Origin of the sequence: Jatrophihabitans sp., assembly GCF_036000465.1 — a bacterium.
In the GTDB taxonomy this organism is placed as follows: Bacteria; Actinomycetota; Actinomycetes; order Mycobacteriales; family Jatrophihabitantaceae; genus Jatrophihabitans.
The window spans coordinates 23,561-38,197 of the sequence record NZ_DASYFV010000024.1; the positions used below are offsets into that span (position 1 = coordinate 23,561).

At 71.5% G+C, this 14,637-nt stretch carries 13 protein-coding genes; 11 read left to right on the forward strand and 2 right to left on the reverse strand.

Features of this window, described 5'->3' with window-relative positions; all coding sequences use genetic code 11:
* Positions 1-118 precede the first annotated feature (118 nt).
* The 4 genes from secD to VGN18_RS08885 all read left to right on the forward strand — a co-directional run bounded on the left by secD (position 119) and on the right by VGN18_RS08885 (position 6,396).
* Complete coding sequence (gene secD / locus VGN18_RS08870) at positions 119-2,341, forward strand: protein translocase subunit SecD (RefSeq protein WP_327539313.1); 2,223 nt, start codon at positions 119-121, stop codon at positions 2,339-2,341.
* A complete protein-coding gene (gene secF / locus VGN18_RS08875) occupies positions 2,341-3,438 on the forward strand; it encodes a protein translocase subunit SecF (RefSeq protein WP_327539314.1) in 1,098 nt (365 codons plus the stop codon). Before secD ends, secF begins: the two co-directional genes overlap by 1 nt.
* Complete coding sequence (locus tag VGN18_RS08880) at positions 3,435-3,962, forward strand: adenine phosphoribosyltransferase (protein WP_327539315.1); 528 nt, start codon at positions 3,435-3,437, stop codon at positions 3,960-3,962. The genes secF and VGN18_RS08880 overlap by 4 nt, the downstream gene beginning before the upstream one ends.
* 187 nt (positions 3,963-4,149) lie before the next feature.
* Positions 4,150-6,396: a RelA/SpoT family protein gene (locus VGN18_RS08885; RefSeq protein ID WP_327539316.1), complete on the forward strand. Its 2,247-nt coding sequence runs from the start codon at positions 4,150-4,152 to the stop codon at positions 6,394-6,396.
* Between the two features lie 6 nt (positions 6,397-6,402).
* Here the strand turns inward: VGN18_RS08885 and VGN18_RS08890 are convergent, their stop codons facing one another.
* Positions 6,403-7,212, reverse strand: coding sequence for a peptidylprolyl isomerase (locus VGN18_RS08890; RefSeq protein ID WP_327539317.1), 810 nt, complete (start codon positions 7,210-7,212; stop codon positions 6,403-6,405).
* 22 nt (positions 7,213-7,234) lie between these two features.
* The gene (locus VGN18_RS08895) at positions 7,235-7,954 is read right to left on the reverse strand and encodes an FKBP-type peptidyl-prolyl cis-trans isomerase (RefSeq protein WP_327539318.1); all 720 of its coding nucleotides are present in this window, start codon (positions 7,952-7,954) and stop codon (positions 7,235-7,237) included.
* 279 nt (positions 7,955-8,233) lie between these two features.
* Between VGN18_RS08895 and VGN18_RS08900 the strand changes: the two genes are divergently transcribed.
* From VGN18_RS08900 to VGN18_RS08930, 7 genes are all read left to right on the forward strand, one after another.
* The gene (locus VGN18_RS08900) at positions 8,234-8,893 is read left to right on the forward strand and encodes an MBL fold metallo-hydrolase (RefSeq protein WP_327539319.1); all 660 of its coding nucleotides are present in this window, start codon (positions 8,234-8,236) and stop codon (positions 8,891-8,893) included.
* The gene (gene hisS, locus VGN18_RS08905; protein WP_327539320.1) at positions 8,894-10,249 is read left to right on the forward strand and encodes a histidine--tRNA ligase; all 1,356 of its coding nucleotides are present in this window, start codon (positions 8,894-8,896) and stop codon (positions 10,247-10,249) included.
* Positions 10,233-12,005 (forward strand): aspartate--tRNA ligase, encoded by a 1,773-nt coding sequence (gene aspS, locus VGN18_RS08910; protein WP_327539321.1) that lies wholly within the window; start codon positions 10,233-10,235, stop codon positions 12,003-12,005. Before hisS ends, aspS begins: the two co-directional genes overlap by 17 nt.
* A gap of 101 nt (positions 12,006-12,106) precedes the next feature.
* Entirely contained in the window at positions 12,107-13,378 is a 1,272-nt protein-coding gene (locus VGN18_RS08915) for a replication-associated recombination protein A (RefSeq protein WP_414655031.1), read from the forward strand.
* 88 nt (positions 13,379-13,466) lie between these two features.
* Positions 13,467-13,874 carry a DUF948 domain-containing protein gene (locus VGN18_RS08920; RefSeq protein WP_327539323.1) on the forward strand — a complete coding sequence of 136 codons (408 nt, stop codon included), beginning with the start codon at positions 13,467-13,469 and terminating at the stop codon, positions 13,872-13,874.
* A 3-nt stretch (positions 13,875-13,877) separates the two neighbouring features.
* Entirely contained in the window at positions 13,878-14,129 is a 252-nt protein-coding gene (locus VGN18_RS08925) for a hypothetical protein (RefSeq protein WP_327539324.1), read from the forward strand.
* 29 nt (positions 14,130-14,158) lie between these two features.
* Positions 14,159-14,637, forward strand: a 479-nt coding sequence (locus tag VGN18_RS08930; RefSeq protein ID WP_327539325.1) for an alanine--tRNA ligase-related protein, incomplete at its 3' end; no start/stop codon positions are given.

The following is a 14,637-nucleotide window of genomic DNA, read 5'->3' on the forward strand; positions in this document are numbered from 1 at the left end:
CGCCCAGTTCGTCCCGGATCCCGTCGGTCATACTGTCGTGCGGCCCGGGCGGGCCGCCGCCTCACCGAAGACCGCACCACATCCTGATCCAATCGAGAACGCCGAGGAGACCTTCCCCGTGGCACCACCACCCGGAACGCTGCGCGTCGGGCGCTACTTCACCGCGCTGCTGCTCCTCTTCATCGTCCTCTACGGAGTCGTGTTCTTCCCCGGGCAGCGGCACGCGCCGAAGCTCGGCATCGACCTCGTCGGCGGCATCCGCGTCGTGTTCACCGCGCTGTCGCCCAAGGGCTCGCCCCCGCCGACCGCGCCGCAGATGACGCAGGCCCGGCAGATTCTCGAGAACCGGATCAACACCACCGGTGTCACGGGGGCGACCGTCGTCGTGCAGGGCAGCGACCAGCTGGTCGTCGAGATTCCCAGTGGCACCGGGGCCGATGTCGCCAAGCTCGGCAAGGCCGCCGTGCTGAACTTCCGCCCGCTCGTCGCACCCGCCCAGGTCGTCACCTGCGTCCCGGCCGGCGCCGCCGCCCCGAACGGCAGCGCCTCGGCCTCGGCGGTTCCGAGCGGCTCGGGCTCCGCGTCGTCCGGCGCCGCGGCCCAGCCGTCCCCGTCGGCCGGCGCGCCGTCCTCGCGGGCGGCCTCGTCGAGCGGCGCCGTGGGCAACGCGGCCGCCGAGCGGCTGCTGGCCAAGGCCACCACCTCGCCCGCCCCGAAGACCCCGGCCGCGACCGCAACGACCGCGCCGAAGGCCTCGGCCTCGCCCACCGCGCCGTCCACCGCGATCCCCACGACCGCGCCGGCCCGCGCCAAGTGCTCGAGCGACCCGTTCGCGGCGTTGCTGAAGGCCGACCCGAAGCTCAAGATCCCGAACGCCGAGAACTGCACCAAGCCGGCGCCGTCGAAGTGCACGGCCTACTCGGCGCTCTCGGCCGCGCAGCAGCAGGAGATCGCGGCGGCGCTGCAGAACTACGACTGCACCGCGGCCCAGGCCGAGGCCGACCTGCCGCTGGGGCACTACGTCGCCTGCGACACCAAGGGCCAGGTCGCCTACCTGCTCGGAGCCGTCGTGGTCCGCGGGCGTGACATCGACTCCGCCAGCGCGCAGGCACCCAACCTCGGCGGCGGGCAGGGCGGCAGCGCCGAATGGACCGTCGCGCTGACGCTCGGCAGCACCGGCGCCGACTCGTGGAACGCCTGGACGAGCAAGTACAACACCCCCAGCGCGAACGTCAGCTCGGTGCAGACCTCGGCCACCGCCCCGTGCGGCCCGGCGGCGAGCATCCCGTGCTCGGACTTCGTCGGCTTCACCCTCGACGGTCAGGTCATCTCGGCGCCGGTCACCACCGCTGCCCTGAGCCGACAGACCACGATCTCGGGCAGCTTCACCCAGACGACGGCGAACCAGCTCGCCCAGGAGCTCAACTACGGCAAGCTGCCGCTGAGCTTCCGGGCCGACCAGAACGAGCACGTCTCGGCCACGCTCGGCAGCGTGCAGCTGAAGGCGGCGCTGCTCGCCGGCGGCATCGGCCTGATCCTGGTCGTCATCTACTCGCTGCTCTACTACCGCGGGCTCGGCCTGGTCACGATCGCCTCGCTGCTCGTGTCGGCCGGCCTCACCTACGCGATGCTGGTCATCCTCGGCACGCAGATCGGGTTCACCCTCGACCTGTCCGGCATCGCCGGCTTCATCGTCGCGCTCGGCATCACCGCCGACTCCTTCGTCGTCTTCTTCGAACGGATAAAGGACGAGGTGCACGAGGGGCGCTCGGTGCGCGTGGCCGTGCCCCGGGCCTGGGTCCGGGCCCGCCGGACGATCCTCTCAGCCGACACCGTGTCGTTCCTCGCCGCGGCGATCCTGTACTACTTCGCCTCGGCCGACGTGAAGGGCTTCGCCTTCACCCTCGGCATGTCGACGATCCTCGACCTCGTGGTGGTGTTCCTGTTCACCCACCCGATCGTGTCTGCGCTCTCGCGCAGCCGGGCCTTCGGCTCGCCGCGCTTCACCGGGCTCAACTCGGTGCGGGCCGGCGGCATCGTGCCCGATTCCGACCGCCCGGTCGCCAAGCGGCCCGCCGCGAAGGCGGCCAGACCGGCCAAGCCGGTGTCGACCTCCAAGGCCGTCGCGCCGGTCGCCGTCCTCGACCGCGAGGACGCCGAGGAGGACGTGACCGACGACGAACTGCTCGCTGAGACCGACGAAGCAGTCGACACCGGCCACCCCGTGGGCACCGACGACGAGCGGCGCCACACCACGCCCGAGCCGGGCACGGCCGCCGAACGCGCGGCGGCCCGCCGGGCCCGCCTGCGGGGCAAGACCGACGAGGAGGGCACGTCCTGATGTCGAGATTCACCGCCCTCTACCGTGGCGAGACGCGGATCGATTTCATCGGCTCGCGCAAGCGCTGGTACCTGGCCTCGGCCGGGCTGATCCTCATCTGCGTCCTGAGCTTCGTCATCCGTGGGTTCAACTACGGCGTGGAGTTCAAGGGCGGCGCGACCTTCCAGATCCTCACGCAGGGCACCAAGCTGAGCACGACCGAGGTGTCGACCGCGTTCACCGACGCCGGCACCGCACCGCAGTCGGCACCGCAGGTCGTCGGCTCGGGCGCCAGCCAGCAGATCGTCGTCGCCACCGCGACCCTCACCCCGCAGCAGGAGCAGGACCTGCAGGCGAAGGTGGCCACGGCGCTCGGTATCAGCAAGACGAAGATCAACCCGAACGTCATCGGCAGCCAGTGGGGTCACGACACCACGATCAAGGCCCTCGAGGGCCTGATCATCTTCCTGATCGTCGTCTCGATCTACATCTCGCTGCGCTTCCAGTGGCGCATGGCCGTCGGCGGCATGCTCGCCCTGCTGCACGACCTCGTCATCGCGGCCGGCGTGTACTCGCTGGTCGGCTTCGAGGTCACGCCGTCGACCATCGTCGGCCTGCTGACGATCCTCGGTTTCTCGCTCTACGACACCGTTGTCGTCTACGACAAGGTCGCCGAGAACTCCAAGGACATCCTGGCCGGGTCGCGCACCACGTACTCCGAGGCGGCGAACCTCGCCGTCAACCAGACCCTGATGCGCTCGATCAACACCTCGCTCATCGCGCTGCTGCCGGTGGCCGGCCTGCTGTTCGTCGGCGCCGGCATCCTCGGCGTCGGCACGATCAAGGACCTCGCGCTGATCCTGTTCGTCGGCCTCGCGTCGGGCGCGTACTCGTCGCTGTTCCTGGCCACCCCGATCGTCGTCGACCTGACCGAGCGCGAGCCGGCGTACAAGGCGCTGACCAAGCGGGTCGCGGCGAAGCGGGCCAGCGAACGCAAGCGGGTGACCGACGGCGACGTCGTCGCCGCCGGCGCGACGAGCATCGGCCCGGCCCGCCGCGGCGGTGGACCCGCGCCCGCTCCCAAGGTCGGCGCGCGGCCCCAGCGCAAGCGCAAATGACGGCTGACCTCGGCGCCCGGATCAGCGGGCTGCTGCGCGACGTCGCCGACTTCCCGCAGCCCGGCGTCGCCTTCAAGGACATCTCGCCCCTGCTGGCCGACGCCGGCGCGTTCCAGGCCGTCGTGCACGCGATCGCGGCCGTGGCCGGTGACGACGTCGACATCGTCGCCGGGGTCGAGGCCCGCGGGTTCCTGATGGCCGGTGCGCTGGCCTGCGAGCTCGGCTGCGGGCTCGTCCCGGTGCGCAAGGCGGGCAAGCTGCCGCCGCCGACCCTCGACCGCTCCTACGACCTCGAGTACGGCAGCGCCACCATCGAGGTGCCGGTCGACCTGCTCGAGGGCAAGCGGGTGCTGCTGGTCGACGACGTGCTCGCCACCGGCGGCACGCTGCGGGCCGCCGCCGAGCTGATCGCCGACGGCGGCGGCACGGTCACGGCGATGGGCGTCATCGTAGAACTGGGCTTCCTCGACGGCCGGAGCGCGCTCGGCGGGCTCGCCCCGCTGCACACGTTGCTCACGCTCTGACCGCACGCCGGGTCGGGCGCCCGTAGACTCGAGCGCACCAGCGTCAGAGAGGGGGCCGGTCCTGACCACCGAGGCCGGCACGCGGCAGCCGCCGCCGCGACCCGACGGCACGGCTGCGTCCGACGCGGCCACCCGTCCCGACGAGAGCGCCACCGAACCCGCTGCCGGCTCGAACCACCGCCGCCGGGTGCGCGACCGCCTGGCTCGCCGCATCGTCACCACCAGCCGGCAGTCGGCGATCAAGCCGGTGCTCGAGCCCCTGCTCGCCACGCACCGCGCCGCCCACCCGAAGGCCGACGCCCTGCTGCTGCAGCGGGCCTACGACGTCGCCGAGGAGTGTCACCGCGGCCAGCTGCGCAAGAGCGGCGACCCCTACATCACCCACCCGCTCGCCGTCGCCACCATCCTGGCCGAGCTGGGCATGGACACCACGACGCTGATCGCCGCGCTGCTGCACGACACCGTCGAGGACACCGGCATGACGCTGGAGACGATCACCGCCGGCTTCGGCGAGGAGGTCGCCTACCTGGTCGACGGCGTCACCAAACTCGACAAGGTCAAGTACGGCGCGGCGGCCGAGTCGGAGACGATCCGCAAGATGGTCGTGGCCATGGCCCGCGACGCCCGCGTGCTGGTGATCAAGCTGGCCGACCGGCTGCACAACATGCGCACGCTGCGCTTCCTGCCGCCGGAGAAGCAGGAGCGCAAGGCCCGCGAGACGCTCGAGGTGCTGGCCCCGCTCGCGCACCGCCTCGGCATGAACACGGTCAAGTGGGAACTCGAGGATCTCGCGTTCGCCACGCTGTACCCGAAGCGCTACGACGAGATCGTGCGCCTCGTCGCCGAGCGGGCGCCCAGTCGCGACACCTACCTCACCGAGGTCATCGACCGCATCAACCACGACCTGCGCGAGGGCGACATCAAGAGCGTCGTCACCGGCCGGCCGAAGCACTACTACTCGATCTACCAGAAGATGATCGTGCGCGGCCGCGAGTTCACCGACATCTACGACCTCGTCGGCATCCGCGTCCTGGTCGAGACCGAGCGCGACTGCTACTCCACCCTCGGCGTCATCCACGCGAACTGGCAGCCCGTCCCGGGCCGGTTCAAGGACTACATCGCGATGCCGAAATTCAACATGTACCAGTCGCTGCACACGACGGTCATCGGTCCGGGCGGCAAGCCGGTCGAGCTGCAGATCCGCACGTACGCCATGCACCGCACGGCCGAGTTCGGCATCGCGGCGCACTGGAAGTACAAGGAGATGAAGAACTCGCCCGTGTCGACTCCGGCGGGCATGCAGGACGAGATGGGCTGGCTGCGCCAGATCATCGACTGGCAGCGCGAGACGCAGGAGCCCGAGGAGTTCCTCGACTCGCTGCGCTACGACCTGCGCTCCAGCGAGGTCTACGTCTTCACCCCGAAGGGCGACGTGCTCCCGCTGCCCAGCGGTTCGACGCCGGTCGACTTCGCCTACGCCGTGCACACCGAGGTCGGGCACCGCTGCATCGGCGCCCGGGTGAACGGCAAGCTGGTCGCGCTCGAGAGCACGCTCGACAACGGCGACACCCTCGAGATCTTCACCTCCAAGGCCGAGAACGCGGGGCCCTCACGCGACTGGCTCGAGTTCGTCAAGTCACCGCGGGCCCGCACCAAGATCAAGCAGTGGTTCGCCCGCGAGCGGCGCGAGGACGCGATCGACGCCGGCAAGACCGCGCTGTCCAAGGCGATGCGCAAGGCCGCGCTGCCGATCCAGCGGCTGATGGGCGGCGACCAGCTGCTCACGCTGGCCAACGACATGCACTACGCCGACATCTCGGCGCTGTACGCCGCGGTCGGCGAGAACCACGTGTCGGCCCAGTCGGTGGTGCAGAAGCTGGTCACCCAGCTCGGTGGCTCCGAGGGCTCGGTCGAGGACATCTCCGAGGCGGTCGTCCCCACCGACGACACACCGCTCGTCACCCAGCGCCGCGCCGGGGGCGACGGCGGCGTCGTGGTCAAGGGCGTCAGCGACGTCCTGGTCAAGCTGGCCCGCTGCTGCACCCCCGTACCGGGCGACGAGATCCTCGGCTTCGTCACCCGCGGCGGCGGCGTGTCGGTGCACCGGCTCAACTGCACCAACGCCGCGTCGCTGAACGAGCAGCCCGAGCGCCTCGTCGACGTCGAGTGGGCCCCGGCAGCGGGCGCGAGCTTCGTCGTGTCGATCCAGGTCGAGGCGCTCGATCGCACCGGCCTGCTCTCCGACATCACCCGGGTGCTGTCGGAGGAGCGGGTGAGCATCCTGTCGGCGAACGTCACGACCAACCGCGATCGCGTGGCCACCAGCCGCTTCACCTTCGAGATGGCCGAGTCGAAGCACCTCGGCCACCTGCTGCGGGCCATCCGCGGCGTCGAGGGCTGCTACGACGTGTACCGCCTGCACGCCGCCAACTGAGCCGCGCTACTTCGCGACGGTCGCCCGGGTGATCGTGATCGGCAGCTTCGGCGCGCCGTCGGCCCCGCTCGCCGCGCCCTTGGCCGCCACCTTGTCGACGACCGACAGGCCGGTCTTGACCGTGCCGAACACGGTGTACTGCGGGCCCAGCGTGGAGTCCCTGTAGACGATGAAGAACTGGCTGCCGTTGGTGTTCGGGCCGGAGTTCGCCATGGCCAGCACGCCGCGGGTGTACTTCTCCTTGCCGGTGAGCTCGTCGGCGAAGGCGTAGCCGGGGCCGCCGCGGCCGGTGCCGGTCGGGTCGCCGCACTGCAGCACGTAGATGCCGCTCGTGGTGAGCCGGTGACAGATCGTCTTGTCGAAGTAGTGCTGCTGGACCAGCGACACGAAGCTCGCCACGGTGCACGGGGCGGCCGCGCGGTCCAGGGCGAAGGTCATCGCGCCCTGCGTGGTGTTCAGCGCGACGTCGGTGGTGCCGGTGATCGGCGCCCGGGCCGCCGGCAGCGCAACCTTCCGGGCCGCCGTGCCGGTCCGGGTGAACGTGCAGCTGCCGGGCACCCTCGGCGTGGTGGCCGAGGTGCTCGCCGGGACGGTCGGGGCGGACGACGCGACCGAGCCCGATCCGGCCGCCGGGGTCTTGGAGTCGTGGTTCGTCGCGATGACGACGCCGACCACGATGGCGATGACCGCCAGGGCACCGACGATCGAGATCAGCAGGGTGACCCGCTTGCGGGCCGCGTGCCGCTGCCGGCGGCGCTGGGACTGCCGCTGGAGGCGGCGACGCTCGGCATCACGGCGCTGCTTGTTCGTGGGCACTGCGGATCCTCCAGCGGGACGGTCAGCCGGTGACCTTCAGCAGGTCGACGACGAAGACGAGCGGGGCGTTCCGCGGGATCGGTCCCTGACCGCTCGCACCGTAGCCGAGCGCGGGCGGAAGGATCATGATGCGCCGGCCGCCGACCTTCATCGGCGGGACGTCCTTGGTGCCGCCGATGCCCTGCGTGAAGCCGGGGACGACGCCGGTGAGCGGGAAGGTTGCGGACTGCCCGCGCGACCACGACGAGTCGAACGGGGTGCCGTCCTTGTAGAGCACGCCGGAGTACTGCACCTCGACGGTCGAGGTCGGCGACGCTGCCTGGCCCTTGCCGACCACGAGGTCCTTGTAGGCCAGCTTGGCCGGGGTCGAGGTGGCCTTCGAGGTGACGCCGGGCTCGCCGGTCAGGTCGGCCGCGCCCTTGACCGTGACACCGTCGAAGCTGACGGCCGGCCCGACCGCGGGCTTGGCCTTCTTCGGCGCGGCCGAGGTGCTCGGCGCGGCGGCGCTCGACGTGGTGGCCGGGGTGCTCGCGCCCGAGGCGGAGCCGGCCGGCACGCCCGAGTTGTCCTTGCCGGTCGCGAGGACGATGACCACCACGACGGCCGCGATGACGACCAGGGTGCCCACGATGGAGGTGATCAGCGTCGTCTTGCGACGGGCCACCTCGCGCTCGCGGCGCTGCTCCAGTTGGCGCTGCAGGCGGCGTCGCTCGTTCTCGCGGTGCTGCTTGTTCGTGGGCATCGGGGAGCGGTCCTCCGGGTGGATCGGGGTCGGGAGCCGCGTCGACGGGCCCCGGGGTGGGCGAAAGCCTCCGCGCAGTCTAGAAGAAGTCGCTCCCCGGCCTGCTGTGCCCACCCCCTGTGTCCGCCGGTAGTCCGGTGTCCGCAGGTGGGTTCCCTGCGCCGGGGTACCCCAGCGGCCTGGGCGGATACCGGGAATTGCGGCGGCGCGTGCTCGGTAGGCTGGCCGGGTCACCCCGTCCTGATCGCAGAGGACCTGATCGCAGAGGAGTTCCCGGCCGTGCTCATCGCGGGCTTCCCGTCCGGCGCGACCGACACGAACTGCTACGTGGTCGCCCCCGCCGCCGGCGAGCAGTGCATCGTCATCGATCCCGGAATCGGCATCACCGGGCAGCTCGACGAGGTGATCGCCGAGCACCGGCTGCACCCGGTCGCCGTCCTGCTGACCCACGGCCACTTCGACCACACCTTCTCGGTGCTGCCGGTCTGCGAGGCCCGTGACGTGCCGGCCTACATCCACCCGGGCGACCGCGACCAGCTCAGCGACCCGTGGAGCGCCGTCCGGCTGCCCAAGGGCACGCCGCTGTTCGGCACCCTCACCTTCGCCGAGCCCGACGACGTCCGCGAGCTCGGCGACGACAGCACGGTGACCCTGGCCGGTCTCGACTTCTCGGTGCGCCACGCCCCGGGGCACAGCCGCGGCTCGGTCGTGTTCGGCCTCAGCGGCGCCGAGGAGTCGGTGCTGTTCTCCGGCGACGTGCTCTTCGCCGGCTCGATCGGACGCGTCGACCTGCCCGGCGGGTCGATGGCCGAGATGGAGCGCTCGCTGCGCGACGTCATCCTGCCCCTCGACGACGCCACGGTGGTGCGCCCCGGCCACGGCCCGGCCACCACGATCGCGCGCGAACGCGTCACCAACCCCTACCTCCTGGACCTCTAGATGGCGCTCAGCGGATTCCCGGAACTGCTGCCCCAGCAGCGCTTCGTCGAGGCGGCGGTCATCGACCGGCTGCGGCGCACCTTCGAGCTGCACGGCTTCGCCCCGCTCGAGACCCGCTCGGTCGAGCCGCTCGAGCAGATGCTGCGCAAGGGCGAGATCGACAAGGAGGTCTACGTCCTGCGCCGCCTGCACGCCGAGGATGAGGCCGGCGATTCCGGCCTCGGCCTGCACTTCGACCTCACCGTGCCGTTCGCGCGCTACGTCCTCGAGCACGCCGGGCACCTCGAGTTCCCGTTCCGGCGCTACCAGATCCAGAAGGTGTGGCGCGGCGAGCGGCCGCAGACCGGGCGCTACCGCGAGTTCACCCAGGCCGACATCGACGTCGTCGCCCGCGACACGCTCCCGTTCCACCACGACGTCGAGGTCGCGCGGGTCATGGCCGAGGCGCTCGCCTCGCTGCCGTTCCTGCCGCCGCTGCGCCTGCAGGTCAACAACCGCAAGCTCATCGAGGGCTTCTACCGTGGCATCGGCGCCACCGACGTCCCGGCCGTCATGCGCGCGATCGACAAGCTGGACAAGGTGCCGGCCGAGGTCGTGGCCCAGCAGCTGATCAGCGAGGCCGGTCTCTCGGCCGAGCAGGCCGGGCAGTGCCTGGCGCTGGCCCAGATCCGCTCGGTCGACTCGTCCTTCGTGTCGGCCGTCTGGAAGCTCGGCGTCGCGCACCCCCTGCTGGACGAGGGGCTGGACGAGCTGGCCGCGGTCATCGACGGCTGCGCCGGCATCAGCGGCGCCCGGATCGTGGTCGAGGCCGACCTGCGCATCGCCCGCGGCCTGGACTACTACACCGGCACCGTGTTCGAGACCCGGATGAGTGGCTACGAGAGCCTCGGCTCGATCTGCTCGGGCGGCCGCTACGACTCGCTCGCGACCGACGGCAGGACCACCTACCCCGGCGTCGGCATCTCGCTCGGCGTCACCCGGCTGCTCATGCCGCTGTTCCAGCGCGGCGTGCTCACCGCCTCGCGCACGGTGCCCTCGGCGGTGCTCGTCGCGCTCACCGACGACGATTCGCGCCCCCGCTCGGTAGCAGTGGCCACGGCCCTGCGCGCGCGGGGGATCCCGGTCGAACTCGCGCCCACCGCGCAGAAGTTCGGCAAGCAGATCCGCTACGCCGAGCGGCGCGGCATCCCCTACGTGTGGTTCCCGGGGAAGACCGACGACGACGGCGGCGAGGTCAAGGACATTCGCAGTGGTGACCAGGCGGCGGCCGACCCCGCAACCTGGATGCCCCCCACCGAGGACCTGCAACCCCAGGTCCGTTTCGAGAAGGAAAGCTCTCTTGCTCAGGACTCATGAGGCCGGGACGCTGCGCGCGTCCGACGCCGGACAGACCGTCACCCTCGCCGGTTGGGTCGCCACCCGCCGCGACCACGGCGGGGTCACCTTCATCGACCTGCGCGACGCCTCGGGCGCGGCCCAGGTCGTGCTCCGCGAGGCCGACGTCGCCCACGACCTGCGCAACGAGTTCGTCGTGAAGGTCGTCGGCGAGGTGCGCCTGCGCCCCGAGGGCAACGTGAACCAGGCGATCGCCACCGGCGAGATCGAGGTCGCCGCGTCGTCGCTCGAGGTGCTGAACAGCTCGGCGCCATTGCCGTTCCAGGTCGACGAGCACACCGAGGTCGGCGAGGAGGCCCGGCTGAAATACCGCTACCTCGACCTGCGCCGCCCCGGCCCGGGCGGGGCGATCCGCCTGCGCAGCCAGGTCAGCCGGGCCGCCCGCGACGTCCTCTACGACCACGACTTCGTCGAGATCGAGACGCCGACGCTGACGCGCTCGACGCCCGAGGGCGCGCGCGACTTCCTGGTGCCGGCGCGCCTGCGCCCGGGCAGCTGGTACGCGCTGCCGCAGTCGCCGCAGCTGTTCAAGCAGCTGCTCATGGTCGGCGGCATGGAGCGCTACTTCCAGATCGCGCGCTGCTACCGCGACGAGGACTTCCGGGCCGACCGCCAGCCCGAGTTCACCCAGCTCGACATCGAGATGAGCTTCGTCGAGGAGGACGACGTCATCGCCGTCGCCGAGGACGTCCTCGTCGCGCTGTGGAAGCTCGTCGGCTACGACGTGCCGGTGCCGCTGCCGCGCATGCCGTACGCGGAGGCCATGCGCCGCTACGGCTCGGACAAGCCCGACCTGCGCTTCGACCTCGAGCTCGTCGACTGCACCGAGTTCTTCGCCGACACCCCGTTCCGGGTGTTCCAGGCCGAGCACGTCGGCGCCGTCGTCATGGCCGGTGGCGGGTCGCAGCCGCGGCGCCAGCTCGACGCCTGGCAGGAGTTCGCGAAGCAGCGCGGCCACCGCGGTCTCGCCTACATCCTCGTCGGCGAGGACGGCGAGCTCGGGGGACCGGTCGCCAAGAACCTCTCCGACGCCGAGCGGGCCGGCATCGTCGCGCACGTCGGCGCGAAGCCGGGCGACTGCGTGTTCTTCGCAGCCGGACCGACCAACTCGGCCCGCGCGCTGCTCGGCGCCACGCGCCTGGAGATCGGCAAGCGGCTCGAGCTGATCGACGAGGACGCCTGGTCGTTCCTCTGGGTCGTCGACGCGCCGCTGTTCGAGCCGTCCAGCCAGGCCGTCGCCTCGGGTGACGTCGCGGTCGGCGCCGGCGCGTGGACGGCGGTGCACCACGCGTTCACCTCGCCCAAGCCGGAGTCGATGGACACCTTCGACACCGACCCCGGCTCGGCGCTCGCCTACGCCTACGACATCGTCTGCAACGGCAACGAGATCGGCGGCGGGTCGATCCGTATCCACCGTCGCGACATCCAGGAGCGCGTCTTCGAGATCATGGGGCTGGACGAGGCGCAGGCCCGCGAGAAGTTCGGCTTCCTGCTCGACGCGTTCAGCTTCGGCGCCCCGCCGCACGGCGGCATCGCGTTCGGCTGGGACCGCATCTGCGCGCTGCTCTCGGGCACCGACTCGATCCGCGACGTCATCGCGTTCCCGAAGACCGGCGGCGGCTTCGACCCGCTGACGGCCGCGCCCGCGCCGATCACCGACGCCCAGCGGGCCGAGGCCGGTGTCGACGCCAAGCCCGAGGACGACCCGAGCACGTGAACGGAGGCACTGCCTAGGCTGGGCGGGTGACGCTGTTCGAGTCCGACGCCCCCGCGGCCCGCGCCGAGGCGGTCGACCCGTCGGCGCCGCTCGCGGCCCGGATGCGTCCGCGCAGCCTCGACGAGGTGGTCGGCCAGGAGCACCTGCTGGCCTCGGGCTCGCCGCTGCGGCGTCTGGTCGAGGGCGACGCCCCGATGTCGCTGATCCTGTTCGGGCCGCCCGGCACGGGCAAGACCACGTTGGCGCTGATCGTGTCCAGCGCGACGAACCGCCGGTTCGAGCAGCTCTCCGCGCTCAACGCCGGGGTGAAGGACGTCCGCGAGGTCATCGCCCGGGCCAAGGCCGAGCTCACCCACAACGGGCGGCAGACCGTCCTGTTCATCGACGAGATCCACCGGTTCTCCAAGACCCAGCAGGACTCGCTGCTCGCCGCCGTCGAGGCCCGCCACGTCACGCTCGTGGCGGCCACGACGGAGAACCCGTTCTTCTCGATCGTCGCGCCGCTGCTGTCGCGCAGCCTGCTGCTCACCCTGCAGCCGCTGGACGAGGCGGCGATCGGGCGGCTCATCGACCGCGCGCTGCGCAGCGAGCGCGGCCTGCACGAGGCCGTCACCCTCGACGACGACGCGCGGGCCCACCTGCTGCGCCTGTCCGGCGGCGACGCCCGGCGCGCGCTCACCGCGATCGAGGCGGCCGCCGGCACCGTCCTCGCCGAGGGCCGCAGCGCGATCGACCTGGCCACCCTCGAGCAGGCCGTCGACAGCGCCGCGGTGCGCTACGACCGCGACGGCGACCAGCACTACGACGTCATCAGCGCGTTCATCAAGTCGATCCGCGGCTCCGACGCCGACGCCGCCGTGCACTACCTCGCCCGCATGCTCGAGGCCGGCGAGGACCCCCGCTTCATCGCCCGGCGCCTCGTCGTCCACGCCTCGGAGGACATCGGCCTGGCCGACCCGACGGCGCTGCTCGCCGCGAGTGCCGCGGCCCAGGCGGTGCAGCTCATCGGGCTGCCGGAGGCGCGCATCAACCTGGCCCAGGCGACGATCCACCTCGCGCTCGCGCCGAAGTCCAACGCCGTCGTGCGGGCGATCGACGCCGCCCAGGCGGACGTGCGGGCCGGGCTCGCCGGCGCCGTGCCACCCGCGCTGCGCGACTCGCACTACCCGGGCGCGGCCAAGCTCGGCGCGGGCGAGCGCTACGTCTACCCGCCCGACACCCCCGACGGCGTCGTCCCCCAGCAGTACCCGCCCGACGAGCTGGTCGGCCGCGACTACTACGAGCCCGCCGGGCGCGGCAACGAGAAGATCATCGGCGAGCGGCTGGCCCGCCTCCGTGCCCACGTGCGAGGCCGGTCGGGCGCGTCGGATTGACCCGATAGGGTCGGCGGGTACGTCAGGCTCGACGATTCACGCCGGCCTCGACGACCGTCGGGCCCGACCACTGTCAGGGGAGATCCGTATGTCCGGAGCGGCCATCGCGGCGCTGATCGCAGCGATCGCGTTCGTCCTGCTCGTGTTGCTGCTGGCGATCCCGCTGCTCAAGCTGGGCCGCACGCTCGACGAGGCCACCCTGGCCGTCCGCAAGACGCACGAGGGCGCGGCGCCGATCCTGGGCGAGGCCCACGACACGGTCAGCCAGCTCAACGCGCAGCTCGTCCACATCGAGGGCATCGCCAAGAACGTCAACTCGATGACGACGAACGTCGCGGCCATGACCGCGGTCGTGTCCAGCACGCTCGGCAGCCCGATGATCAAGGCGGCCGCCTTCACCTACGGCGTGCGCAAGACCGTCTCGACCCGGCGCGACGCCGACGCGGTGAAGGCCGCCCGCCGCAAGGTGCGGGCCGACCGCCGCGGGAAGGCGTAGGGCATGCGCCGTCTCTTCTGGCTCGCGATGGGCATCACCATCGGGGCGCTCATCGTCCGTAAGCTCTCCCGGGTCGCCGAGAAGCTCACCCCGCGCGGCGTGGCCACCGGCATCGGCGCCGGCCTGACCGAGCTCGCCGACGCCATCCGCGACTTCGCCGACGACGTCCGCGAGGCCATGCACGAGCGGGAGGCCGAGCTGCGCGAGAGCACCGGGCTCGACGGCCAGCTCGGCAAGGTCGAGCAGCCCGAATAGTCCCGGCGGCCGTCTGGCAGAGTGAATCCGTGCAATCTGCTGAACTCCGCCGGCGTTTCCTGGGCCACTTCGAGCGCAACGGCCACACGGTCGTCCCGAGCGCCCCGCTGCCCTTCGACGACCCGAACCTGCTGTTCGTCAACGCCGGCATGGTGCAGTTCGTGCCCTACTTCGTCGGCCAGCAGGCCGCGCCGTGGAGCCGGGCGACGAGCATTCAGAAGTGCATCCGCACGCAGGACATCGACGAGGTCGGCAAGACCACCCGGCACGGCACCTTCTTCCAGATGAACGGCAACTTCAGCTTCGGCGACTACTTCAAGGCCGAGGCGGTCCAGCTGGCGTGGGACCTCTCGACCGGGTCGGTCGTCGACGGCGGCTTCGGCCTCGACGGCGACCGCATCTGGGCCACCGTCTACCTCGACGACGACGAGGCCATCGACATCTGGCACAAGCAGATCGGCCTGCCGCTCGAGCGCATCGTGCGCCGCGGCATGGACGACAACTTCTG